A 21,745-nucleotide genomic window follows, 5' to 3' on the forward strand; every position below is an offset into this window, starting at 1 on the left:
CCTCGCAGAGGCCTCACGCGAAGCCACACACCTGGCCCGCGCTTCCGCATTGCTGCCCAGCATGGCACAGAAAGAACACAGGTTGGACGGCTCGGTCAGCGCACGCCCATCCGGGTACGCGACCATAGCCGCCAGCCCCAGGGCCCGGCTCATGCTCTCTTGAAGCTCCTGTAAACCTAACTGTCTGAGCTCCTGATAGAACATCGACTTCTCCTTCACCATGGCACCCCTAACGCGCTCAGCCACCCCTTTCCACGCCTGGTCCGCCCATAGATTCTACCATGGCACCGGGTCCTGTGGCACCCAAGATTTCTGCGGCAATCGCGGCTGTCGGCCGCGGCTCGGGGGAGGACTTGCCGGCAGGAACGTCGAACCAGTGGCCGAGAACGCAGTCCCATAAGACTGCATGGAGGGAGGGCAATGTGAAAGACCAGCTGGTTCATACACTGACCGCCGCCCAGCAGAAACAAAGCCTGTGGGAGGAGTTCTTGGCCCAACTGTCCACCCCGGGCGGGCCGAGCGTTGATTCCCTCGAACCCCTGCTCAGAAGCCTCGGGGAGGAAGAGGTCTGCAAGGGGCTCAAACGGGCAGCGGACGCCGTGCCGGGAGCATCAGAGGCCGAACTCCTCCGGCTGGCCCTGCGCGCAAGCGGCAGGATCCGCAGGGAGCTGGAGGAAGAAGCGAACCACCTGCGGGACACCCTGCGGGACCTGGCCACACCCATGGTGCGGATCTGGAAGGACGTCCTGCTCGTACCGCTCATCGGGTCCCTGGACAGCGTGCGGGCCGAAACCCTGGCCGAGCGGCTGCTCGAAGCAGCCAGCGCAAGCCGGGCAAAGGTGGTCATCGTCGACGTCACCGGCCTGCCCACCATCGACACCGCAGTGGGAGGCTTCCTCATCGAAATGTTTGCCGCCCTGAGACTGCTGGGCACCTCCGTCGTCCTCACCGGGATCCGCCCCAGCGTCGCCCACACCCTGGTGAAGCTCGGCATAGACTTCCGCATGGTGGGCATCGCCCGCGATTTGGAGGACGCCCTGCGCATGTCGCTGGAGCTCGTGGCCGGCGAGGAGGCTCAAAAGAAGAAACACTCGGGGTTGCCGTGGAACACGGCCGGGGAGGGAAACCACGACGCAGCAGGATAGGGTGGTCCCCACGGTCAGGGTCGCCGGCTGCCTGCTCGTGCCCATCCAGATCGACCTCGATGACGCCACCGTAGAACGCCTGCAGCAGCAACTCCTGCATGAGATAGAAGCCGAGCGGGCACAGGCCGTGATCCTCGACGTGAGCATGGTCGACGTCATCGACAGCTACATCTCGTACACCATCTCCGAGACCGCCAGCATGGCGCGCCTCATGGGCTGCCGGACGGTGCTGTGCGGCATCAGGCCGCACGTCGCCCTCACCCTGGCCCAGATGGGCGTCCGGCTGCGCCATGTGGCCTTCGCCCGGGACCTCGAGCACGCTCTCACTCTCGCCCGCGGCCGCCTGACGGGAGGAACCCCAGGAATTGCCCCGCCCGAACCCAGGATTCGGAGTTGACCCGGAATCATTCGACATCGTCGTCCACATACGCCGGGAGCAGGACATAGCCACGGCGCGGCAGGTGGTCAAGAACTTCGCCCAGGAGAACGGTTTTTCCCTGTCCGATGTGACCAAGGCCACCACGGCCGTGTCGGAGCTTGCCCGCAACATATACCGCTACGCCGGCACGGGCTCCGTCTGCCTGCGCCGCACCACCAGGGACCGCGGCACCCCGGGGCTGGAGATCGTAGCGGTGGACAGGGGGCCCGGCATCCCCGACGTGGCGCGCGTCCTCTCAGGCGGGTTCAGCACGTACGAACGGAGCCTGGGAATAGGTCTGGCCGGTGTGAGACGCCTCATGGACGAGTTCGAGATCAGGTCAGAGCCCGGCGCCGGCACCCTGGTCAGGGCGGCAAAGTACAGGAGGGGTTTCTGAGTCGGTGCACGAACGCATGACCTGGCTCGTCTCAGGCTGGTCGAAACCGCGGGTCGGGGAGCCCGCCAGCGGGGACTTCTGGCTCTCGCTCGAGGCACCGGGCCTGCAGGTGGTGGTGCTCGGAGACGTGCTCGGGCACGGACCGCAGGCAGCAACAGACGCCCTTGCCGTCCAGAGCGCCCTGGCAAGTGCACCCCCGGGCAGCCTCGAGCAGGCCTACCAGGCCGCCGAACTGGCCGCATCGAAAACCAGGGGATGCGCCCTGTTCCTGGCCACCCTGCAACCAGACTACGTCGAGTCCCTATCGGTGGGAAGCATGAGGGCATGGCTGATCTACCCCCATGGGGTCACCGTCCTGCCGCGACAACCGGGCGTGGTGGGACGCGGCAGGCGTCAGCCCAGGCACCACCGGGCAGAAACCCCGGCAGGGACCTGGCTTGTGGCCTGCAGCGACGGGATACGAAGCGGGTTTCGCCCGGGCACGGCAGCTTTCCGGGGCTGCACGCCCCTTGAGGTGGCGCGGCGGATCGTAGAAGGCTGGTCGGTCCCCGAAGACGACGCAACCTGCGTGGTCGCGCTCAACACGCGGCAGAGCAGGAGGCAATCGGAGGGGTGAGGCAAGGATGAAAAGGATAAAAGAGACCGCTTTCGAAGAACTCTACCGCCACTTCCTCGAGAACTACATGTTCGCGGGTGCCGGAGAGTCGGTCCTGCACTCCGCATACGAAGCCATACTGCGCAACATCGATCCCGACGAGCTGCAGTCGGCCAGCATCCTGGACATCCACACGGCCAGCCTTAAAGCAGCACTCTCCGTATCCCGCGAAAGCGACACCGTGCAGTGGCTGTACATACAGCGGGCCACCGAGTTCCTCGCCCAGGTGCTCGTCGTGTTCGACGCCCTCCTCCTCAGGCTGAGGGAAAGCGTCGAGCACGACAGCCTCACTGGCCTCCCCAACCGCGTAGGGATCATGCGGCGGCTCCGCGCGATGCTCCGCGAGGCGGAAGAGCAAGGAATACCACTCGTCCTTGCTCTGGCAGACATCGATAACTTCAAAGACATCAACGACAGCTTCGGGCACGACACCGGCGACGCCGTCCTCCGGGAGGTCGCAGCAGCCATGCAGTCGGCCGTCCGGACCTGCGACCTCGTCGGCAGGCTCGGCGGCGAGGAGTTTGTGATTGTGCTGCCAGCAACTGGCAAGCACCAGGCGCAGGTGCCGCTCGCCAGGATCGTGGGGGCGGTGCACACGCTGTACCCGGCGGGCACAGGCAGGGAGCTCACACTGAGCATCGGAGCCTGCGAGTTCCCCGGCGACGGCCCGGCAGACCCCAACACCCTCCTCCGCCTGGCCGACCAGGCCATGTACGCGGCCAAGAGGTCCGGGAAGGACCGGATAGCATGGCACACCGGGACCCCGGGCGAATAGCCCGCACTCGCGGAACAAGCGGGGTGTGAAGCATGGAGACGCAGGTTCGCTCGCAGGCCGGGTCCGCCCTGCTGCTGGTCATCGTGGTGAGCGCGGCATTCGCGATCCTGACTTCGCCCCTCCTCGACCTTGCCGTCTCAAGGAACAGGGCCGCCGCGATTGACCTCCGGCGTACCCAGGCCATCTACCTGGCAGAATCCGGGGTCGCAGAGGCCTCAGCCAGGCTCGCCACGGGAGACCTGCACCCGCCAGGCCCTGGGCAGGAAATCACGTTCAGCTCAGGGTCGGCACTGGGCTGGGACGGGGGCACGTACCGCGTCACCATCCGCAACACAGGAGGAAGGCTCCGGGTCGAGTCCACCGGGACGGCCGGCGGCACCTCGCGGACGGTCTCAGCCACCTTCGCCCGCACGGGGCTCATCCCCGCCCAGACGTTTCTCCCGGGGCCCCTCGGGGACGGGGTCATCGCAACCAGCCCCGACGACCCGCGGTACCTGGCCGGATACTCGCCGCCCCAGCTCGCCATACAGTTGCCCACCCTGCCGGCCCCGCCGGCAAGCTGGGACGGCAGGACCCGCATCGGGCCTGGCACATACGTCTTCGACAGGATAGAGGTGACGCGCCGCAAAGAAGGCCTGGTCGTGCAGGCCGACACAGGCCCGGTGGAAATCTACGTCGCCGGCTACGTCGTCGTTAGCGAGCACTGCACCGTGACCTGCCAGGGCCAGTACCCCATCCGCTTCTACGTCCTCGGCAGCCCGCCGGCCGACGAAGACTGGGCGGTCATCTTCGAAAACGATTCGCAGCTGACCTGCGCCACCCGGTGCGCGTGGACGGTCAGCGGTGGGGTGCTCATAGACAACCACGCGTACTTCGGAGCCGTCCCCGGGAAGGACCCCCCCCTGGTCCCCATCAGCCTCAACGCCACCGGAGACCTTTCGGTGGGAGCGAATGCGACACTGGGCAGTCCGCCCGCCCCGGGCAACCCGCCCCACATCCTGGCCGTCGTCGGATCGGCCCAGTTCGACAGCAACGCTTCCGCGTACGCGATGGTGCTGGCCCCCGCCGGGCAATGCGCCACCGGGGCCAAGACAGACATAGAGGGCGCCCTGGTCTGCGCTACCCTGGACACGGGGAAAAAGACCTCGCTCTCATGGAACGACGCGATCGGCCAGCTCACCGAGCCCGCGCAAACCTACGGCTGGGAAACACCCGCCGGCAGCTGGGAGGCGGAGGTGGGAACATGGGAGGTGCGCTGAGGCTGCTGCGGAGCCAGAAGGGTGCGGCACTGCTCGAACTCGTCATCGCCCTGGAACTCCTGGCCATAGCCATGCTGCCTTTCCTGACTGCCCTGGCAACCGCTGCCAGGGGCACCGCCGCCGGCGACGAAAAAACCCAGGTCGCCTGGCTGCTCGCCATCGCCGCAGAGGAGACGAAGGCCATGCTCAGGTCGGGCACCCTCCCGCTTCCCGGATCACCCACGACACAGGAGTTCCCCGCGTTCCGCGGGACCAGGTTCACGGTGCGCCGGACGCTGGAGCCAGTCCCGGAACTCGGGCCGGGGGCCGTGCGGGTCCGCCTGGCCGCCGAGGCAGATGGGCGCGTATGGGAGGCGGTGTTCCTGTGGCACAGGGGCGCATCATGAGGTACGGCCACCCGGAGGCCGGCATGACCATCGTCGAGGCCATCGTCGCGGCGGCCCTCCTGGGCATCGCCGTGTTCGCGATCGCCCAGACCCAGGTGTTCCTGCACAGGGGCTACGAGCACGGCATCGAGAAGAGCTATCGCAGCAGCCGCGCGGCAGCCGCGATGAGGGAAATAATCGACGGCTCCGGCGACGTCCCCGGCCTGCGGGCAGCGGCCGAGGTACGAATCCGGTCCGGAGGGACCGGCATCGCGTACCTCGTCACGACACGGGACGGCTCAAGCAGGGTGCGCGAATACTACGTCTCCGGCACCGACCTGCTGCGGGCGACGAGAGAACCGGAGCAGGGATGGCCCCAGTGGTCGGACGGGCAGGTGGTCGTAGGCGGCGTGTCGGCATTCTCAGCCAGCAGCGAGGGCAGCCTCTGGGTCGTAAGCATCACCACGGTCGACGGAACCACCCTCACAGCGGGCGCACTCCCGCACAACGTCCGACCACGAGGGCCATAAACCCAAAATCAGAGAAGGAGGCAACCGCGTGTTCGGTCAAGCCCGCATGCACCCGGGTCCCCAGGTGGACTGGGAGCAGTTCCTGGCAGGATTCCATGGCGCCCGGGGCATCATGCTCATGGTCGCGGAGGAGACGGCGTTCGAGTTCGGGCAGGTGGCGCCGCTGCTCCGGGAGCTCGATACGGACGTGTTCGGAGGCATCTTCCCGGGAGTCATCTTCGGCGACCGCTGGTACAGGAGCGGGGCGGTCGCCTGCGCGTTCACGGATCCTGTCCGCGTCGCCCGGCTCACCAGCCTGACCGAACCGCGGCTAGAGCGAGCGGAGAACACCACCCTCCTCGTCCTCCTCGACGGCATGGCAGCCGGGATATCGGACTTCCTGCACGGCCTCTTCACTTCCTGCAGCCCGGGGGTCACGTTCATAGGAGGCGGCGCAGGCAGGCTCACCCTGCGCCAGGAGCCGTGCCTGTTCACCCGGGACGGCTTCTTCGCCGGAGGGGCTATACTGGCCGCCACGGATACGACTCTGGCCGTCGGGGTGGAACACGGCTGGCAGGCGTTCCAGGGGCCCTACGTCGCAACCGCAGCGGATGGCACCCGGTTGAAGGAGCTCAACTGGAGACCCGCTTTCGAGGTGTACAGGCAGGCGGTCGAGCGCCACTCGGGAGAAACCCTCCACGAGGGCAACTTCTTCAACATCGCCAAGCGCTTCCCCCTGGGGATGGCCAGGCTGGACGGGACCGTGGTGGTGAGGGACCCCATCAGGACGGAGCCGGACGGCTCGCTGGTCCTGGTCGGCGAAGTCCCCCAGAACTCAGTCCTAATGCTCATGCGAGGAGATCCCGATCATCTGGTCAGGGCGGCAGGAACCGCTGCCAGGCAGGCAGTTTCCGCACACGCCCGGCGCACGGGCGCACCGCCCCGGGCAGCCCTGGTGATCGACTGCATCTCGCGCGTGCTGTACCTGGAAGAGGCTATGGAGCGCGAGGTCCGGGCCATAAGGGAAGCCCTTCCCCCGGGCACTCCCGTCTTCGGGTTCCTGAGCCTGGGAGAGGTGGCCTCCCGGGGGGACCGCTACGTGGAGTTTTACAACAAGACCACGGTCGTGGGGGTGGCATGAAGGGTGGAGGCCGACCTGGTGAGGGTAATTGGCGCCCTATCGCTCTCTTACGAGATCGCCCTCTCCATCGGGCAGAGTTTCGACATCGACCAGATGCTCGAGCAGCTCTTGAAGACCCTGGTCCGGGCATCGGGCGCCCACCGGGGCACAGCCTGGCTTATCCAGGGGGGGCAACCACGGCCCGCGGCAAGCGTGGGGCCAGGCGGGGGCGAATACCGGAGCCGTGACCTTACACTGCAGACCGTGCGCCAGGTGAACTGTGCGGGCCAGCCCCAGGTGAGGACCAGGGACGACCCTGAATTCGAGGCCGCATGTGGCCACCTCACGGGACAGGAAAAGGAGGTGCTCCTGTTCCCGGTAGGAAGGCTGCTGGTCCTGCAGCTCGTCTTCTCCCGCGCCGGGGCCTCCGCGGACCTGACAGGAGTCCTGCAGGGGCTGGCCCCCAGGGTGCACGGCGCCGCGCTGGCCTGCCTGGCGTACGAGGAAAGCCTGGCTCAAGAACGCAGCAGCCGGCGGCGGGCCGAGGATGCCCTAGCCCGGTCAGAAGCCCGTTACCGCGAAGTGGTCGACCACATCAACGCGGGTATATACCGGAGCACCATCGCCGGGCAGTTCCTGGACGCCAACCCGGCGTTTTTGGCCATGTTCGGCTTCGACAGCAGCCGCGAACTGGGAGAGGTCACCTGGCCGGACCTTTACGCCAACCCCGACGACCGCAGGTGCTTCCTCGAACGCATCTTTGCCAGCGGCTCCGTGAGGGGCCACGAGATCCTGTTCAGGAGGCGGGACGGCCGCACGTTCTGGGGTGAAGTCACCGCCACCCTGAGCACGGACCACGGCGAAACCCCCCACATCATGGGCGTCATCATCGACGTGACGGAACGCAAGGCCCTCGAGCAGAAGCTCAGGGAATCGGAGTGCCGTTACCGCCTGCTAGCAGAAAGCGCACTGGTCGGCGTCTACCTGGTCCAGGACGGGCTGTTCCGCTATGTGAACCCCGCGCTGGCGTCGACGTTCGGCTACCACCCGCAGGAAATCGTCGATCGCCTGGGCCCGCTCGACCTCACCCACCCGGAAGATCGGGAAACGGTGGCAGAAAACATCAGGCGCAGGCTGGCAGGGGAAATCGATTCAATCCACTACACCTTCCGCGGCCTGCGCAGGGACGGCACCACCATCACCTGCGAGGTGCTGGGGACCCGCGCCGAGTACAACGGACAGCCCTGTGTCCTTGGATCGCTCATGGACGTCACCGAACGCAAGAAGGCCGAGGCCAGGATGAAGTTCCTGAGCACGCACGACGCACTGACAGGCCTGTACAACCGCGCCTACTTCGACCAGCAGCTTCAGGCCTGGAAGGACGACGCCTCCCAGTACCCCATGGTCGTCATACTGGCTGACGTCAACGGCCTCAAGTCCATCAATGACAACCTGGGCCACGACCGGGGCGACCAGGTGCTGCGCGCAGCCGCAGGGGTCCTCAGGGCCTGCTTCCGCTCAGAAGACCTGGTGGCGCGCATCGGGGGAGACGAGTTTGCCGTTGTCCTGCCCCGGACGTGCGAGCCCAAGGGCGACGAGATCGTCCGCCGCATCCATGAGGCCGTCAGGGAATACAACAGCTCGATCCGGGAAGAAGACCCGCCTCTCTCCCTGGCAGTGGGCACCGCCGTGGCCGAGTGGCCGGACAAGCCCCTGGGAGACGCCCTCAAGGCGGCGGACCGCGCCATGTACACCGGCAAGGCAGCCACGGGGTCGGGTGCCCCGGGGCATCTCGTGCGGGCGCTGCTCTCGGCCCTGGCCGAACGCGACCTGGAAAGCGAGGAGCACACGAGGCGTCTCAAAGATCTGGCCCTCCGCCTGGCCGACGCATGCGGCATCAGCGAATCCCGCAAGCCGGCCCTCGCCACCCTCGCCCTGGTCCACGACATAGGCAAGATAGGAGTGCCGGACAGGGTGCTGCTCAAGCCGGGCCGGCTGTCCAGCGAAGAACGCAGCCTCATGCAGCAGCATGTGGACATAGGCTACCGCATAGCCCGGGCTACGCCGGAGCTCGCACCCGTCGCCGAGTACATACTCCACCACCACGAGCGCTGGGACGGCACCGGGTACCCGGCAGGTCTCAAAGGCCCGGAGATACCGCTTCCCTGCCGTATACTGGCCGTCGTTGACGCCTACGACGCCATGACCAACCCCCGACCCTACCGCCCCGTGCCCATGACTCACCAGGAGGCGCTGGCTGAACTGCGCCGCTCAGCAGGCCTGCAGTTCGACCCCGAGTTGGTCCTGAAATTCCTCGCCCTCACGACTTAGCCTGACAGGCTTCCGCCGCCTGCCTCGCCAACCCCCGGGCTACCAGGTGCACGAGCAGCCGCTCCTGCCGGCGGTCCAGCCCGCGTAACGCGACACCGCACGCCCAACCCGCGCCGGCCCGGCACGTCCACACCACTGCACCCTTGAGCACCCCCACCTCAGACCAGGGCTTCTCGGTGAACTGAAGTTCCACGCCCTCCCCCACCGGCAGTTCACTGGCCGCGCTGAGCAGAACCCCACCGGGGCTTACATCCTTCGCCCTCAGCCTCTCTTCGCCGCGGGCACTCCGGCACAGCACCTCCAGGTCAACAGGCAGCCGGACCGCCCGGCGCCTCTGCTTGACCCTCACCGGACCCGCCAGGACCACCCTCCACATCCCGTCCCTCACGCGCCGCAGCCGGGCTGGGAACACGTGAATGCCTGTCCCAAGGTGCACCCGGACGTCAGCCTGCAGCAGGTCGGCTGGCTTGCTGTCACCGGAACTGCCCGCAGCTTCCGCCGGCAGGGAAACCTGGAAGTCATCGTCCGAAACTACCCACTTTCCTTCCCACACCGCGCCCCGGCTGCTCACCTCCACCCTGGCACCCGATCCGGCCTGCAGGTGCAACCGGTACAGCTGCTGGATGTCCACCCATCACCACCTGCCCCTTCCTGTTACCAGTATCGGGGACTGGCCGGCAGGAGTACACCCCGGGGACGCACGGATCAGCCGGCTGGGCCTTTGCAGCAGCTCAACGTCTTCACCCGCTCTTCCGGGCGACGCAACACGCGACCCGGGCGGGCCCCTGTATGACTTCCCTCCTCGACCACGGGGACTCCGTTGACAAACACGTAATCGATACCAGCAGGGAAACGGTGCGGGTCCTGGAAAGTGGCATGGTCCTGGATGCGGTCGGGATCAAACACGCAGAGGTCGGCTGCACAGCCAGGAGCAATCACGCCCCGGTCCTGCAGGCCCAGCTTCCGGGCGGGCAGCCATGTCATCTTGCGTATGGCCGCTTCCATGGAAAGCAGCCCCTGCTCCCTGACGTAACTGGCCAGCACCCGCGGAAAAGTACCGTAATATCGTGGGTGCGGCCGACTGCCCGGATCCGGGCCACGGGGGCTTGTGGCCCGCCCGTCGGAAGCCACCAGTATGTCGGGATCTGCCAGGATGGTGCGCACGTCTTCTTCCTGCATCGCCTGCACCACCATTTTCACGTGGGCACGTTCTTCCACCAGCAGGTCCATCACCACGTCAGCGGGATCCTGTCCCCTCGCGTCGGCGATCTCCTGCAGAGTCCGTCCCTGCAGGTCCGAATTCTTTTCACTCCGGACGTGTGAAACGATTACGTCTCGCCAGCGCAGGTCCAGAACCGGAGGCTCCCACCGGGGCTCCGCAGGCTGCACGCCGTAGATCTGCGCCTTCACTCTTTCGCGCACGGCGGGCTCCTTCAGGAGCCTTGCCATCTCTTCCACGCCCCGGGCTCTCACCCAGGGAGGCACCAGATCCTGGAGACCGCTACCAAAGGCAGTGTACGGGTACTGATCGGCGTCGATGGGAAGGCCTTCGCGTCGCAGCGCCCGCAGGTGTTTGAGGCGCTCCTCCCCTTTGCCCCAGCTGCGGCGGCCTTCCGCCTTAAGGTGAGAGATCTCCAGGGAGACCCCGGTTTCCCTGACCACCTGCACCACTTCCCGCAGGGATTCCTCCCAGTGAGCCCCTTCATCCCGCAGGTGAACACTCGTTATCCCACCGGCCTGGCGCACGAGCCGGCACAGCTCAACAAGTTCGCCGGGCGTGGTGAAGGCGTCGGGAATATACGGGAGTCCCGCCGAAATGCCGAAGGCGCCCCAGGCCAGCTCACGCGTGAGCATCTCCTTCATGAGGCGGAGCTGGCTTTCATCCGGGGGGCCCTCCGCAAACCCCATCACCGCCACCCTCAGGGTACCCTGTCCTACCAGCGTGGCCACGTTTACGGAAATCCCCCTCGCCTGCAGCCAGTCCATGAACTGGCCCAGGGTGGTCCAGGCCAGATCGAGGTCGCCCCCCTTCACCGCCACCGTGTTACTGAGGTAATCGCGCAGAGCACCCAGTTGCTCTTTCCGGGTGGGAGCCAGTGTAAAACCACAGTTCCCCACCACTTCCGTGGTGACTCCCTGCATCACCTTGCTGTCCGCAGTGGGCAATTCGGGCAGACTAAGGTCCGAATGGGAATGGATGTCTATGAAGCCCGGGCACACAACCCTCCCGTCGACACGTATCTCCCGTCTCGCAGGTCCTGCCACCCTGCCCATGGCAACGACGCGGCCGTCTCGTACGGCCACGTCACCGGGGAATCCGGGGCGGCCGGTGCCGTCCACCACCGTAGCATCGCGCAAGATATAGTCGTACAAAGCAAAACCTCCTGAAGTGCTTCCCGGGGCTACTGCTTCATGCGCGGATCCAGGGCATCCCGGAGAGCATCTCCAAACAGGTTGAAGCCCAACACGGTCAACAATATGGCCAGCCCCGGAAAGACGGCCAGCCAGGGGGCCCGATGCATGAACGTGCGACCTGCATTGAGCATGGAACCCCAGCTGGGCAAGGGGGGCTGGGCACCCAGGCTGAGGTAGCTCAGGGTGGACTCCACGATGATGGCATCGGCCATCCCCAGGGTGGCCATCACGATCATGGGCGGAATGGCGTTGGGGATAAGGTGCCGGGCCACAATGCGCCACGAAGAAGCTCCCATGGCCCGAGCCCCTTCCACGAATTCCTTCTCCCGCAGGCTCAGCACCTGCCCGCGCATCACGCGGGCGTAAGACGGCCAGGTGACGAGGCCAAGCGCCACCATGGCGCTCGTCAAACCCGGTTCCAGCACGGCCACCAGGGCAATGGCCAAAAGGATGGTGGGGAACGACCACGCTATGTCGATCAGGGCGACCACCAGGTGGTCAACCCACCCCCCCAGGTAGCCGGCGGCAGCACCCAGCACGATGCCCAGGCCGGCCCCGATGCTCACCGCCACCACACCCACCGATAGGGAAATCCGGCTCCCATATATGATCCGGCTCAATACGTCGCGGCCGAAGTCGTCCGTGCCAAGCACGTGCTCTCGGGAAGGTGGGAGGAGCACCTCGTCCAGATTCTGCTCGGCGTAATGGAAGGGGGCCAGCCAGGGCGCGGCGGCGGCTACCACCAACAGCAGGAACACCAGGGCGGCACCACCCATCGCCGCCTTCCTGCGCCACAGTTGTTTCCAGACCCGACCGAGCTGGCCGTCGGCCGATAATCTCGATTCCTGCAACTCGTCCATGTGCTATCCCCAGACTAGCGGTACTTGATGCGTGGGTCAGCAACTGCGTAAAATACATCGGCCAGCAGGTTGCCCAGCATCACGGCCAGCCCGAGGACCAGCAGCACACCCTGGACAACCGGGTAATCCCTGGCCAGAATCGAATTCACAAGCAATCTGCCCATGCCCGGGCGGCTGAAAACCATCTCCAGGGTAACGGCACCACCCACCGTCCACCCCAGCCTCAGCCCCAGCAAACTGATGATGGGTATCACAGCGTTACGGAGGGCGTGCTTGTAGATCACCACCTGTTCCGACAACCCCTTTGCCCGGGCGGTGCGCACGAAATCCTGCCGGACGACCTCCAGCATCGCCGACCGCGTCATGCGCGCCACCAGAGCCGCCCCACCCAGTCCGAGGGTGAGCGCCGGCAGCACGTCATGGGCAAGCGAACCGTGACCGGAGATGGGAAACCATCCCAGGCACAGGCCGAACACGTACATCAGGATCAGGCCCAGCCAGAAGGGGGGCACCGACACGAATATCAGTGCCCCCACCATGCTGGCCTGGTCGACAACAGAATAGGTTTTCACCGCCGACACGATACCGACGGGCACGCCGATCAGGTATGCAAGCCCCATGCCGCCCAGGGCCAGCCCCAGGGTCACAGACAGCGCGGCCGCGATCAGATCAGCGACGCGCTTGTGCAGCAGTATGGAACGGCCCAGGTCCCCCCGGGCGACCCGGCCGAGGAACATTGCATACTGCTCGTAGAGGGGACGGTCGAGCCCCAGAGACTGCCTGATCCGCTCGTACACCTCGGGAGGTGCGTTCTGCCCCGCGATCAGCAAAGCGGGATCACCCGGGGCCAGGTGCATGAGCAGGAATACCGCGAGAGTTACCCCCACCAGGACCGGAATCAGCAACATCAATCGCCGCAACAGGTACTGGTACACGGCGGTGTCAGGCCCCCCGTCCCTCCAAACCCGGGTTACTTAAGCCGCACGTCGTTGAATATGGTGTACAGCGGGTGCATCTTGAAGTTATCCACCTTGTCGGTGCGCACTGCCTGGACCTTCTCCGGGAACCAGATGGGACACCACACGGCCTGGCTTATAAGATACTCCTGCAGGACCTTGTAACCCTGCGCCCTCGCCTCCATACTGGGCGCGTACTCGGCACCATCGATGAGCTGATCCGTCTTCTTGTCGACCCAACGCGAGTGATTCGGGTAGGGGAACTGCGAGCTGTAGAGGAACCATTGCAGGATATCGGCGCTCGACCAGGAGTACTCCCTGATAAAGAGCTCCTGCTTGCCCTCCTTGAGGAATGCGGCGTAGCTGGCGTTGTCGTATTGTGTGATCTCCGTCTGAATGCCTATCTTGGCAAGCTGCGCCTGTACCGCTTCTGCCACCCGGACATGCTCGGTCTTGTTCAGCGTGGCCAGGTTGCACTTGAATCCGTTGGGATAACCGGCTTCGGCCAGCAACTTCTTGGCCTGTTCGGGGTCATACCGGTGAGCCTGCCGGTCTTCCACATACTCGGGCAACAGCGGCGGGAGGTAGCCGTAGGCAGGAGAGGCAACCCCGAAGAACACCGACTTGACGATCGCTTCCCTGTCTATGGCCAGGTTGATGGCCTGCCTCACCTTCACGTTGTTAAAGGGCTTCTTGTCGGTGGCGTACGCCAGGTAACCCAGGCCGAAGTGCGGCTTCCGGAAAACCTGCACATTCGCCATCTTGCTGACACGGTCGACGTCCTGGGGTGCAACTTCAAGTAGCAGATCCACGTTCCCCGCCTCGAACTCCATCAGGCGGGTAGCGGCATCGGGGATAATGCGGTAGTTGATGTTCTTGATGTAAGCTGGGCCCTTATTCTGCACGAACTCGGACCCCCACTGGTAATCCGGGTTGGCGGTGACCAGCAGGTGATCGCCCGGCACCCACTCCACAAACTTGTACAGACCCGTCCCAACCATGTACTTTGTACCGTATTCCTTGGTACCCTCGGGCCCGTACTTCTTGTAAGCTTCCGGACTGATGATACCGGCATAGGTGGTGCTCAGCTTAAAGAGTACGTTGGGGTAAGGGTTCTTAAGGTGAAACTCCACGGTGTACTCATCCGGGGTTTCGATGCGGGAGATGAACGCGAAGTCCGAAGCAGAAGGGGAAGCGTTCTTAGGGTCGATGATGGCTTCGATGAACCACTTCACCGCCTGCGCGTTGAAGGGTGTTCCGTCGTGGAACTTCACGCCCTTGCGTAGCTTAAAGGTCCACACCTTTCCATCAGGGGACGACGTCCAGCTCTCCGCCAGGTGCGGTACGTACTTGAGATCGAAATCCCTCTCTACCAGGCGATCCAGGACGGTGTAGTGGGCGTCCGTTGTCCAGGAGGTCTTGATGTGATCCAGCGTTTCGCCTTCTCTGGCCAGGGCAACAACTATAGTGTCCCGGACAGGCTTCCCTGACTCCGACTGCGGCTGTTTTCCGGTGCACCCACCCAGGACCAGCACGACAGCCAGTACTGCTACCATGCACCACACAAACCGCCTGTGTTCTTGCCTCTTCATTCCCTCTCCCTCCTTCGCATTGGGCCTCTCCCGGTGACAGTCAGAGCAACTCGGCCTCGACCACCTCCCATCAGGCACGGGCCCGGGGACGCTACCTGGGAAGAGGCGTCAACGGGGCACGGCCGACCGCATACGGCCTCGCCCGTCGCAGCACCCGTCCCGGCCGGGCGCCCGTATGGCGCCCCTCTTCCACCACCACCTGCCCGTTCACGAGCACCCAGGCGATACCCTCGGGGTAGCGCTTGGGGTCACGGTAGGTTGCAGTATCCCGTATGCGGTTGGGGTCGAACACCACCACGTCCGCCCACATACCGGGCAGGAGCAACCCGCGATCCCGGATGCCCACCCTACCGGCCGGGCCCGAGGTCATTTTCCGGATGGCCTCCTCCAGCGACAGAACCCCCCGCTCCCGCACGTAGCGCGCAAGGACGCGGGGGAAGGTACCGAAGTTGCGCGGATGGGGATGGCCGGTCGCCAGCGGACCATCCGTCGCCAGAGCGGAACCGTCCGAGCCGATCAGGGAAAGAGGGTGGCGGAGGAGGGTCATGATTTCGGCCTCCGTCGTCTCGAAGCGGATGACCTGCACCAGCCCCTCACCCTCCTGCAGCAGGTCGAAAGCTGCCTCGTAAGGATCCTGGCCCCGCAATGCCGCTATCTCGGCCAGCGACTTCCCCTCCCAGGGACGCCCACCGCCCAGGCCCACCCGTGCCACCAGGAACTCCCGCCACACGCTGGGCGGATCGTTCCCTTCGAAGAGGTCGCGGCGCATGTCCTCCCGCATGCGCACCCGGGCCTGGGGCTGCGCGAGGCGCTCCAGGAGAGCATGCCTGCCCCCCTCGAGGGCCCAGGTCGGTAGATAAGAACTCAGCCAGGTGCTGGCCGCTGTGTACGGGTACACGTCGAACGATACGTCCACGCCCGACCGCAAGCGGTACTGTCCGATGAGGCGCAAGGTGTCTTCGGCCCGGCCCCGGTGGTGGCGACCGACGCCCTTATGATGAGAAATCTGAACCGGCTCCCCGGAAAGGCGGCTGACTTCCAGGGCTTCCCGGACGGCCTGTACTACACCGCCTTCCTCGTCGCGGATGTGGCTCGAGTAAAAGGCGCGGTACCTTGCCGCCACGCGGCACAATTCCACGAGCTCCCCCTGATCGGCCCAGGAACCGGGCGCGTAAGCAAGCCCCGTGGAAAAACCCCACGCCCCCTCCTCCAATCCCTGGGCCAACAAAGCTGCCATCCTGGCCACTTCTTCCTCGGAGGCCGACCGGGGGGTGTGCCCCATCACTCCCACCCGCAGGGTGCGGTGACCAACCAGGGTGGCCACGTTGACGGCCACCCCTCGCCGGTCAAGCTCCTCCAGATACTCACCCACCGTGCGCCAGCTCCAGGAAAGGAAGTCGGCCAGGTGGCGGGCAGTATCCCGGAGGTAATCCACCGCCTCATCGAGCAGGGGGGCTGCGGAAAGCCCGCAGTTACCCACCACCTCGGTGGTGACCCCCTGCAGCACCTTGCTCATGGCCCGCCCGTCCACCAGCAGGGTCAGGTCGGAATGGGAGTGGATGTCCACAAATCCCGGTGCCACCACCATCCCGCTGGCGTCCAGAACCTGGCGGGCGGATTCTTCATCCAGGTGCCCGATGAGGGCCACCTTGCCGTCCCTGATGCCCACGTCACCACGCACCCAGGGGTTGCCGGTACCGTCCACCAGCATCCCGCCGCGGATGACCAGGTCGAGTTGCCCCTCTGCCTCCGGCATGCCGTTCCCTTCCACCGCCTCTGCCCTGGCCACGAAGACGTACGCCTGCCGACGGCTGCTCCGTCAGCGCACTGCAGCCTCCACCTGCGGGGACACGGGTACCTCTACCTCCAGGGGACGCAGGCAACGCTTCATCATGCGCAGGGCACGGGCGGGGTCCAGGCGACCGTACAGCCCACCCACGATGCTGACCATGTATGAGGCATCCAGCAACACCTCTCCCCGGGGACGCAGGACATGGGCCTCAGTCGGGTCATACAGGGCACCCGAGGCGATGATGCGCAGGTGCTCCAGGTACCCGGGCCCGGCGTCCCGGCATTTGTGGTAAATGGTCCCTCCGATGAGTAGCGTGGTGCAACGATTGTTGAAGAAGTTCACCCCATACTGCAGGAAGTAAGTGTCCGTCTCCTGCACCCTTCCCACGTTGTTCCTGGTGGTGATGGCCATGATCTCCCGACCCAGGTGGGAATGCAACCAGCTCTCCTCCTCCGACGCCGGCAGGTGGTGAGGGTGAGCGGAAAGATACCTGAGGTAGGAATTGACATCGAACAGCGCCCCCGGCCGGTCGGAACTGAAGAACTGGTGAAATACGTCTTCGCCCACCAGGCCGGGAACCCTCTTGGAGTCATGCGGCCGGGGCCGGAAACCCGGGAACCGCTGCCAGAACTTGCGGGAGAGAACCTCTGCCGCCGTACCGTCCGCAAAGTGGGGCAACTCGAGCAGGTTTTCGGCATCGTACGCCAGCCCGAACTTCCCCTCCACCCGGCGGTATGCCAGGGGGGCATTGGGGGTCTTGAGGATGGTCCGCTTCACCCGCTTGCGGGGATCGTCGCCGGGGTAGGCGTACAGCGGATTGGATGCCACGTTGGCGTAGAAGTCCGTGGTGGCACCGCCGATATCCAGGGCCACCAGGTTGCCCAGGCCGGGCTCGTCCTGGTACCCCTTCGCCAGCAGGTTGATACCCAGGAAGGCCGCCCGGGGCGTGGGCAGGAACGGCGCACTCATGTACTCCTCCACCACATCGAAGCCCTTGCCCCGGATGATCACGGTTTGGAAGAGATCACGGATGGCCTCGTTCACCGCCTCGATGCGGAAGGTGTTCACCTCCGGCATCACGTTGGGCGTCACCCGCACGTCAACACCGTTGATCCGGAAAATGCGCTCTACCTCGGCCGCCACGTCCTGGTTGCCCGCGTAAATCACCGGGATGCCGTAGCGGGCGTAGGTGGCTCGCCGGGCTTCCTCAGCCAGCAAGCGGGCATTGTGCAGGATGATCTCCGCTTCCCCGCCGTAGTCCACCCCACCGGCCAGCAGGATCATCTCCGGACGATCGTGCTGGTAGATGCGTTCCACCTCTTCATCGGTGAGACGGCCGGCGTAGCTCCCCACCAGCTTGGCCCCGGCGGTCAGCGCCGCCAGTTCGGCAGCCTCCCCACTCTCCTCCGGCACCAGACCCACCGTCACCACCTTGAGACCACCTTTGGCACTGGAGCAGGGGAGTTTGATGTCGTACTCCGCCATGGCCCGGGCCAGGGGCTCCCAGTCCCCCCGCTCCCGGCACTCCTCCAAGACCCCCAGGCCGTTGGCCAGGCCTTCCCGCAAGTCCTCGGGCGTGGTGGCCACGTACCGAAGGTGGAATTCCTCCCGGTCCGTATCGAAGGTGCCGATCTTGGTGAAGGTGCTGCCGAAGTCCACCACCAGCACCTTCTTGCCCTCCACACGGTGGATTCCGACCCGGTCGCGGAACGCCCGTACCACCGACTCGTCGATGGTCTCCGGCAACTCGGTGATGTACGACTCCTCGTCCGCCACCGAAATGCTCTTGTCAAAGTACCAGGGATAACGGGCGCGCACGAGGTCGACCCGCTCCATCTCGTCCTTGACCTTTCGATGGTCAAACTCGTCGATACGACAGCAGCCGTCGACCATCTTCGTGCGACACTTACCCACCATCTCGTAGCGCTTGTCCAGCACCGTCAGTTTGGGGGCCTGGAACAAACCCGTCTGCAGCGCCAGGTCCAGCGTGTCGGGACTGATCATGCCACACTCGCCACCCGGGTAGTTCCGTTCGTCCACGAACGACAGGAGCATGGTCTCGTAGTTGCGCTCCCGGGCGGAAGGCTCGGCGCGCCGGGCAGCCTCCTCGGGCGGTACCGCCCAATCGAGGAAGTTCTGCACCGTCACCGGTCCTTCGTACCCTCCCATGAGGGCGAGGTGCAGGATGTTGTACATGGCCCCCCGCTTCAGCTCTTCTTTACGGGCCACCAGACGGGGATCGGAAAGCGGGTCAGGACGGTGGCCCTTGTAAAAGTCCTTCACCACCTGCTTGACGATCTCGCACGACTCGATGATGTCCCGGGCCCGGGCCTCGTGGTGGGCCTCCGGATAGGACACCACGTGGATGATGTCCGGATCCACGAACATCTGCCACCAGGTGGTGATGGCCAGGTGGCCCTTGGCCATGTTGAGGTTGGGCGGGAAGCTGGACAACCCTCCCCGCGTCTCCTTGATGATGTGGAAGTCGAAGTGCCGCGTAAGGGGCTCGATCAGTTCGTAGGCCGCCTGCATCTTGGCCAGGTCCATCAGCCCCGATATCTGGGGTGGAAGGTCGAACATGAGCTGCATGATGTAGTGGCGGATGCCCATCTTCAGGGCCACTACGCCCGCCACCACGTGGTCGGTCACGTACATGTCGTCCGAGCAGTTGCGAAGCTGCCACTGGTGCGGATCGTTGATCTCAAGGGGCTTGTCAAGGGAAGCCCACCAGCGCATCACCCGGAAGTGCTCATCAAAGGAATCACGGATAGAGATGGGTCCCCGGCCGTCCAGTTCGTTGTAGAAGAATATGGGCACCGCCGGGAAGGGCATGTGCAGGGTCTCTTCGAAGATCTTGGCCAGTTCCAGCAACTCGTCGGTGCCCGAATAAATGCGGATCATGGGGAAATTGCCCCGGCGGGTGGCCTCCTTAAGGCGGACCAGGTCCTCCTTGCTGCGGATGGGTACCCCACCCTGACCCTTGAGGTATTTGGCAGGATCCTCTTCTCCCCGGATGAACTTGGCCAGGTAGGCCTGGCTGGGCTGGTCAGGACCCAGGGACACTATCTCCAGGGCCCCCGCCTCCGCCACCTCCATGACGTCGCGAATGGTGGGCTCCACGCTATCGGCGGCGATACCGATGTGGGCCCGCAGGATGGGCCGGTTCTCCCGGTCCCGCACCTGGCGAATGCGCTCCAGCAGTTCGTCCGACCACTGTTCCTCCGCTACCCGCCGCGGGGGCTTGCCCAGGGCGAAGTCCAGCAACTCCTCCATGGTAACGAAGTCGTCCACGATCAGAGCGAAGAAGTCCCGGAACTTCTCCTTGTGACGGTATTCTTCTGCCACCTTGTCCAGGTCGTAGTGACGGTCCTCGGGCAGGGAAAAGCGGTCCTCCAGCACCGGTTGCCCGGTCATGGCCCGCACCAGGTTGGCCGCCGGGCGCAATCCTCCGAAGCAGTAGCGGATGCCGCTGGCCTGGGGATTTAGCCCATACTCCCACGCCTTTTCCACGAACTCTCCCACCAGCTTATCCACGTGCAGGTCACCCAGCCGAATGGAGATGCCCACCACCTCGGGGCGCGACTCCCTGATCTTGTTGATCACCTCCCCCACGGGAACAGCCGGCCCCAGCTTGATGGCCACGTAGCCCATCCCCAGGTCCTCCATCCATTCCGCGAAGGATTCCACCCCCAGGGAATGGACGCAGTCCCCAATGGCCGCCACCAGTACCCGTCTCTTCCTGCCCACCCCAGAAGTGTCGCTCATCGCCCAACTGCCTCCCGAACATCTGGCTCGAGTTTCCCGGCGATCGGCTCAAACTCACCCGCCAGTGCCTCAGCCAGCGTTTTCACTCCATAACGCTGCGGAGCCCGGCTGCGGGCCACCCCCTCGGGTGACAGCCTGCCTTCCCGCAGCCAGACCACGCCCATCCATGCCCCCACTTCTGTGAGCACCCCGTCGATGACGGGGGTCGCCACCCCCGCCAACTCCGCCAGCCCCCTGGTCACCACCAGCCCGAAGGGCACATCCTCCGTGAGGTACCTCGAGTTCAGATCCGGCCGGTACCTCCCCTCGGCCACCTCAACCACCGGCAGGCGGATCCCCCGGTAGGCCCGGTTGCTGGCCAAGGCCTGCAGCAAGCTGGACTGGTCGTCTATTTGGCCCACGTAAGCATCTTTCAACCAGGTGTAAACGTCCACCACGCCACCCAGGTCCAGCAGGCCACCGAAGGCACGGGCCAGGGCGTCCCGCAACTCCATTACCTCGGCGCTCATGGAGGCGAGCAAGGCTGCTCCTTCTTCTCCCGCCTCCTGGTAAAACAGAGGGACCTCCTGCGCTGCCAGAGCCCGGTCCCCAAGCCGCCGTATGTGGACGTACATGAGCCCGGGATGCAGGATTTGCCCGGTATTCGCCAGGGTCATGGCGGTGAGGCCTCCCCCCGCCACGACAGGCACTCCCAGCCACGCGCTGAGGATACTGGCTACCCGGGGAGCCGCTGCCTGCGGACGACTACCAAGCAGGACGCGCGCCTTTGCCCCCAGCACCCTCACCCGGCAACCGTAGACTTCGAGCCGGCACGCCCAGGGCAGGGTCTGCAACCCGAAGGCGACCATCCCTGGAACTCTGCCGGCGAGCTCCTTCACCTGGTACTCGAACCCGCCCCGGGCCGGAATCGCCCCCACCATGGTGCCGGGGCTCAACCAAGGCGAAAGACCCTCCAGCAAACTCTCGTGGGCAAAGGCAGGCGCCACCAGCAATACGGCCATGGCGCTGGATGCCATCCGGGGGTCACGGGTCACCACCACCCGGCCCCGGTCTACCATGCATTCCCCCGCCGAAGACACTACGGTAAGCCCGCCCGGGGACCCGGCCATGGCCCGCATAACCCTATCGGCTTCGTCCCGGTAAGGGAGGTACCACACCACTTCCAGGGACGTGCGCAGGGCCAACGTCGCGACGAGGACATGGGCCCCGTGTCCGCCCCCCGCCACCACCACCCGCGGCATGCCTGCGATCCCGGCTACCCCGCCAGCGACTTGTGCCTCATCCACTGCCCCCTGCCGCCCTTGCGGACCACGTGGTCACCATCTGTAATAACTGGTCATGACCAGTATAGCATATTCGGCACGAACTGGCCAATTCCTGCTCCAGCCCGT

Annotated in this window: 19 protein-coding genes; 10 read left to right on the top strand and 9 right to left on the bottom strand. The window is 65.3% G+C overall.

Annotated elements, in window-relative coordinates:
• On the bottom strand, positions 1-246 hold a 246-nt coding region (locus tag AB1446_11720), incomplete at its 3' end, for a PocR ligand-binding domain-containing protein (protein MEW6547559.1).
• Positions 247-422: 176 nt separating this feature from the next.
• Here AB1446_11720 and AB1446_11725 point away from each other — a divergent pair.
• Genes AB1446_11725 through AB1446_11770 form a run of 10 tightly spaced genes read left to right on the top strand, consistent with a single transcriptional unit; the run spans position 423 to position 8,974 of the window.
• The gene (locus AB1446_11725) at positions 423-1,145 is read left to right on the top strand and encodes an STAS domain-containing protein (protein ID MEW6547560.1); all 723 of its coding nucleotides are present in this window, start codon (positions 423-425) and stop codon (positions 1,143-1,145) included.
• Position 1,146: 1 nt separating this feature from the next.
• On the top strand, positions 1,147-1,542 hold the full coding sequence (locus AB1446_11730; GenBank protein MEW6547561.1) for an STAS domain-containing protein: 396 nt from the start codon (positions 1,147-1,149) through the stop codon (positions 1,540-1,542).
• Positions 1,543-1,558: 16 nt separating this feature from the next.
• A complete protein-coding gene (locus AB1446_11735) occupies positions 1,559-1,960 on the top strand; it encodes an anti-sigma regulatory factor (protein ID MEW6547562.1) in 402 nt (133 codons plus the stop codon).
• Between the two features lie 4 nt (positions 1,961-1,964).
• A complete protein-coding gene (locus tag AB1446_11740; protein MEW6547563.1) occupies positions 1,965-2,576 on the top strand; it encodes a SpoIIE family protein phosphatase in 612 nt (203 codons plus the stop codon).
• Between the two features lie 7 nt (positions 2,577-2,583).
• Positions 2,584-3,390 (top strand): GGDEF domain-containing protein, encoded by an 807-nt coding sequence (locus AB1446_11745; GenBank protein MEW6547564.1) that lies wholly within the window; start codon positions 2,584-2,586, stop codon positions 3,388-3,390.
• Positions 3,391-3,422: 32 nt separating this feature from the next.
• Positions 3,423-4,649 (top strand): hypothetical protein, encoded by a 1,227-nt coding sequence (locus AB1446_11750; protein ID MEW6547565.1) that lies wholly within the window; start codon positions 3,423-3,425, stop codon positions 4,647-4,649.
• On the top strand, positions 4,634-5,035 hold the full coding sequence (locus AB1446_11755) for a hypothetical protein (protein ID MEW6547566.1): 402 nt from the start codon (positions 4,634-4,636) through the stop codon (positions 5,033-5,035). Before AB1446_11750 ends, AB1446_11755 begins: the two co-directional genes overlap by 16 nt.
• Before the next feature lie 23 nt (positions 5,036-5,058).
• The gene (locus AB1446_11760; protein MEW6547567.1) at positions 5,059-5,544 is read left to right on the top strand and encodes a hypothetical protein; all 486 of its coding nucleotides are present in this window, start codon (positions 5,059-5,061) and stop codon (positions 5,542-5,544) included.
• Positions 5,545-5,572: 28 nt separating this feature from the next.
• Positions 5,573-6,664 carry an FIST C-terminal domain-containing protein gene (locus AB1446_11765; GenBank protein MEW6547568.1) on the top strand — a complete coding sequence of 364 codons (1,092 nt, stop codon included), beginning with the start codon at positions 5,573-5,575 and terminating at the stop codon, positions 6,662-6,664.
• Positions 6,665-6,682: 18 nt separating this feature from the next.
• Positions 6,683-8,974, top strand: coding sequence for a PAS domain S-box protein (locus AB1446_11770; protein MEW6547569.1), 2,292 nt, complete (start codon positions 6,683-6,685; stop codon positions 8,972-8,974).
• Here the strand turns inward: AB1446_11770 and AB1446_11775 are convergent.
• The 8 genes from AB1446_11775 to AB1446_11810 form a co-directional block, all read right to left on the bottom strand.
• On the bottom strand, positions 8,964-9,605 hold the full coding sequence (locus AB1446_11775; protein ID MEW6547570.1) for a PilZ domain-containing protein: 642 nt from the start codon (positions 9,603-9,605) through the stop codon (positions 8,964-8,966). The two genes, AB1446_11770 and AB1446_11775, sit on opposite strands and share 11 nt — an antisense overlap.
• Before the next feature lie 74 nt (positions 9,606-9,679).
• Positions 9,680-11,347, bottom strand: a complete 1,668-nt coding sequence (locus AB1446_11780) for a D-aminoacylase (protein ID MEW6547571.1) — start codon at positions 11,345-11,347, stop codon at positions 9,680-9,682.
• Between the two features lie 29 nt (positions 11,348-11,376).
• Entirely contained in the window at positions 11,377-12,249 is an 873-nt protein-coding gene (locus AB1446_11785; protein ID MEW6547572.1) for an ABC transporter permease, read from the bottom strand.
• 14 nt (positions 12,250-12,263) lie between these two features.
• Positions 12,264-13,184: an ABC transporter permease gene (locus AB1446_11790; protein MEW6547573.1), complete on the bottom strand. Its 921-nt coding sequence runs from the start codon at positions 13,182-13,184 to the stop codon at positions 12,264-12,266.
• A gap of 35 nt (positions 13,185-13,219) precedes the next feature.
• The gene (locus tag AB1446_11795; GenBank protein MEW6547574.1) at positions 13,220-14,797 is read right to left on the bottom strand and encodes an ABC transporter substrate-binding protein; all 1,578 of its coding nucleotides are present in this window, start codon (positions 14,795-14,797) and stop codon (positions 13,220-13,222) included.
• Positions 14,798-14,888: 91 nt separating this feature from the next.
• Complete coding sequence (locus AB1446_11800; protein ID MEW6547575.1) at positions 14,889-16,586, bottom strand: D-aminoacylase; 1,698 nt, start codon at positions 16,584-16,586, stop codon at positions 14,889-14,891.
• Positions 16,587-16,616: 30 nt separating this feature from the next.
• Positions 16,617-20,354 carry a glutamate mutase L gene (locus tag AB1446_11805; protein MEW6547576.1) on the bottom strand — a complete coding sequence of 1,246 codons (3,738 nt, stop codon included), beginning with the start codon at positions 20,352-20,354 and terminating at the stop codon, positions 16,617-16,619.
• Positions 20,351-21,640 carry an NAD/NADP octopine/nopaline dehydrogenase family protein gene (locus AB1446_11810; GenBank protein MEW6547577.1) on the bottom strand — a complete coding sequence of 430 codons (1,290 nt, stop codon included), beginning with the start codon at positions 21,638-21,640 and terminating at the stop codon, positions 20,351-20,353. Before AB1446_11810 ends, AB1446_11805 begins: the two co-directional genes overlap by 4 nt.
• Positions 21,641-21,745: the final 105 nt, after the last annotated feature.

Source organism: Bacillota bacterium, assembly GCA_040757085.1.
Taxonomy (GTDB): domain Bacteria; phylum Bacillota; class Sulfobacillia; order JACIYH01; family JACIYH01; genus JACIYH01.

Coding starts and splice junctions, on each gene's coding strand:
- AB1446_11805 (MEW6547576.1), bottom strand. CDS start 20,354: ATGAGCGACACTTCTGGGGTGGGCAGGAAGAGACGGGTACTGGTGGCG.
- AB1446_11795 (MEW6547574.1), bottom strand. CDS start 14,797: ATGAAGAGGCAAGAACACAGGCGGTTTGTGTGGTGCATGGTAGCAGTA.
- AB1446_11755 (MEW6547566.1), top strand. CDS start 4,634: ATGGGAGGTGCGCTGAGGCTGCTGCGGAGCCAGAAGGGTGCGGCACTG.
- AB1446_11750 (MEW6547565.1), top strand. CDS start 3,423: ATGGAGACGCAGGTTCGCTCGCAGGCCGGGTCCGCCCTGCTGCTGGTC.
- AB1446_11745 (MEW6547564.1), top strand. CDS start 2,584: ATGAAAAGGATAAAAGAGACCGCTTTCGAAGAACTCTACCGCCACTTC.
- AB1446_11785 (MEW6547572.1), bottom strand. CDS start 12,249: ATGGACGAGTTGCAGGAATCGAGATTATCGGCCGACGGCCAGCTCGGT.
- AB1446_11760 (MEW6547567.1), top strand. CDS start 5,059: ATGACCATCGTCGAGGCCATCGTCGCGGCGGCCCTCCTGGGCATCGCC.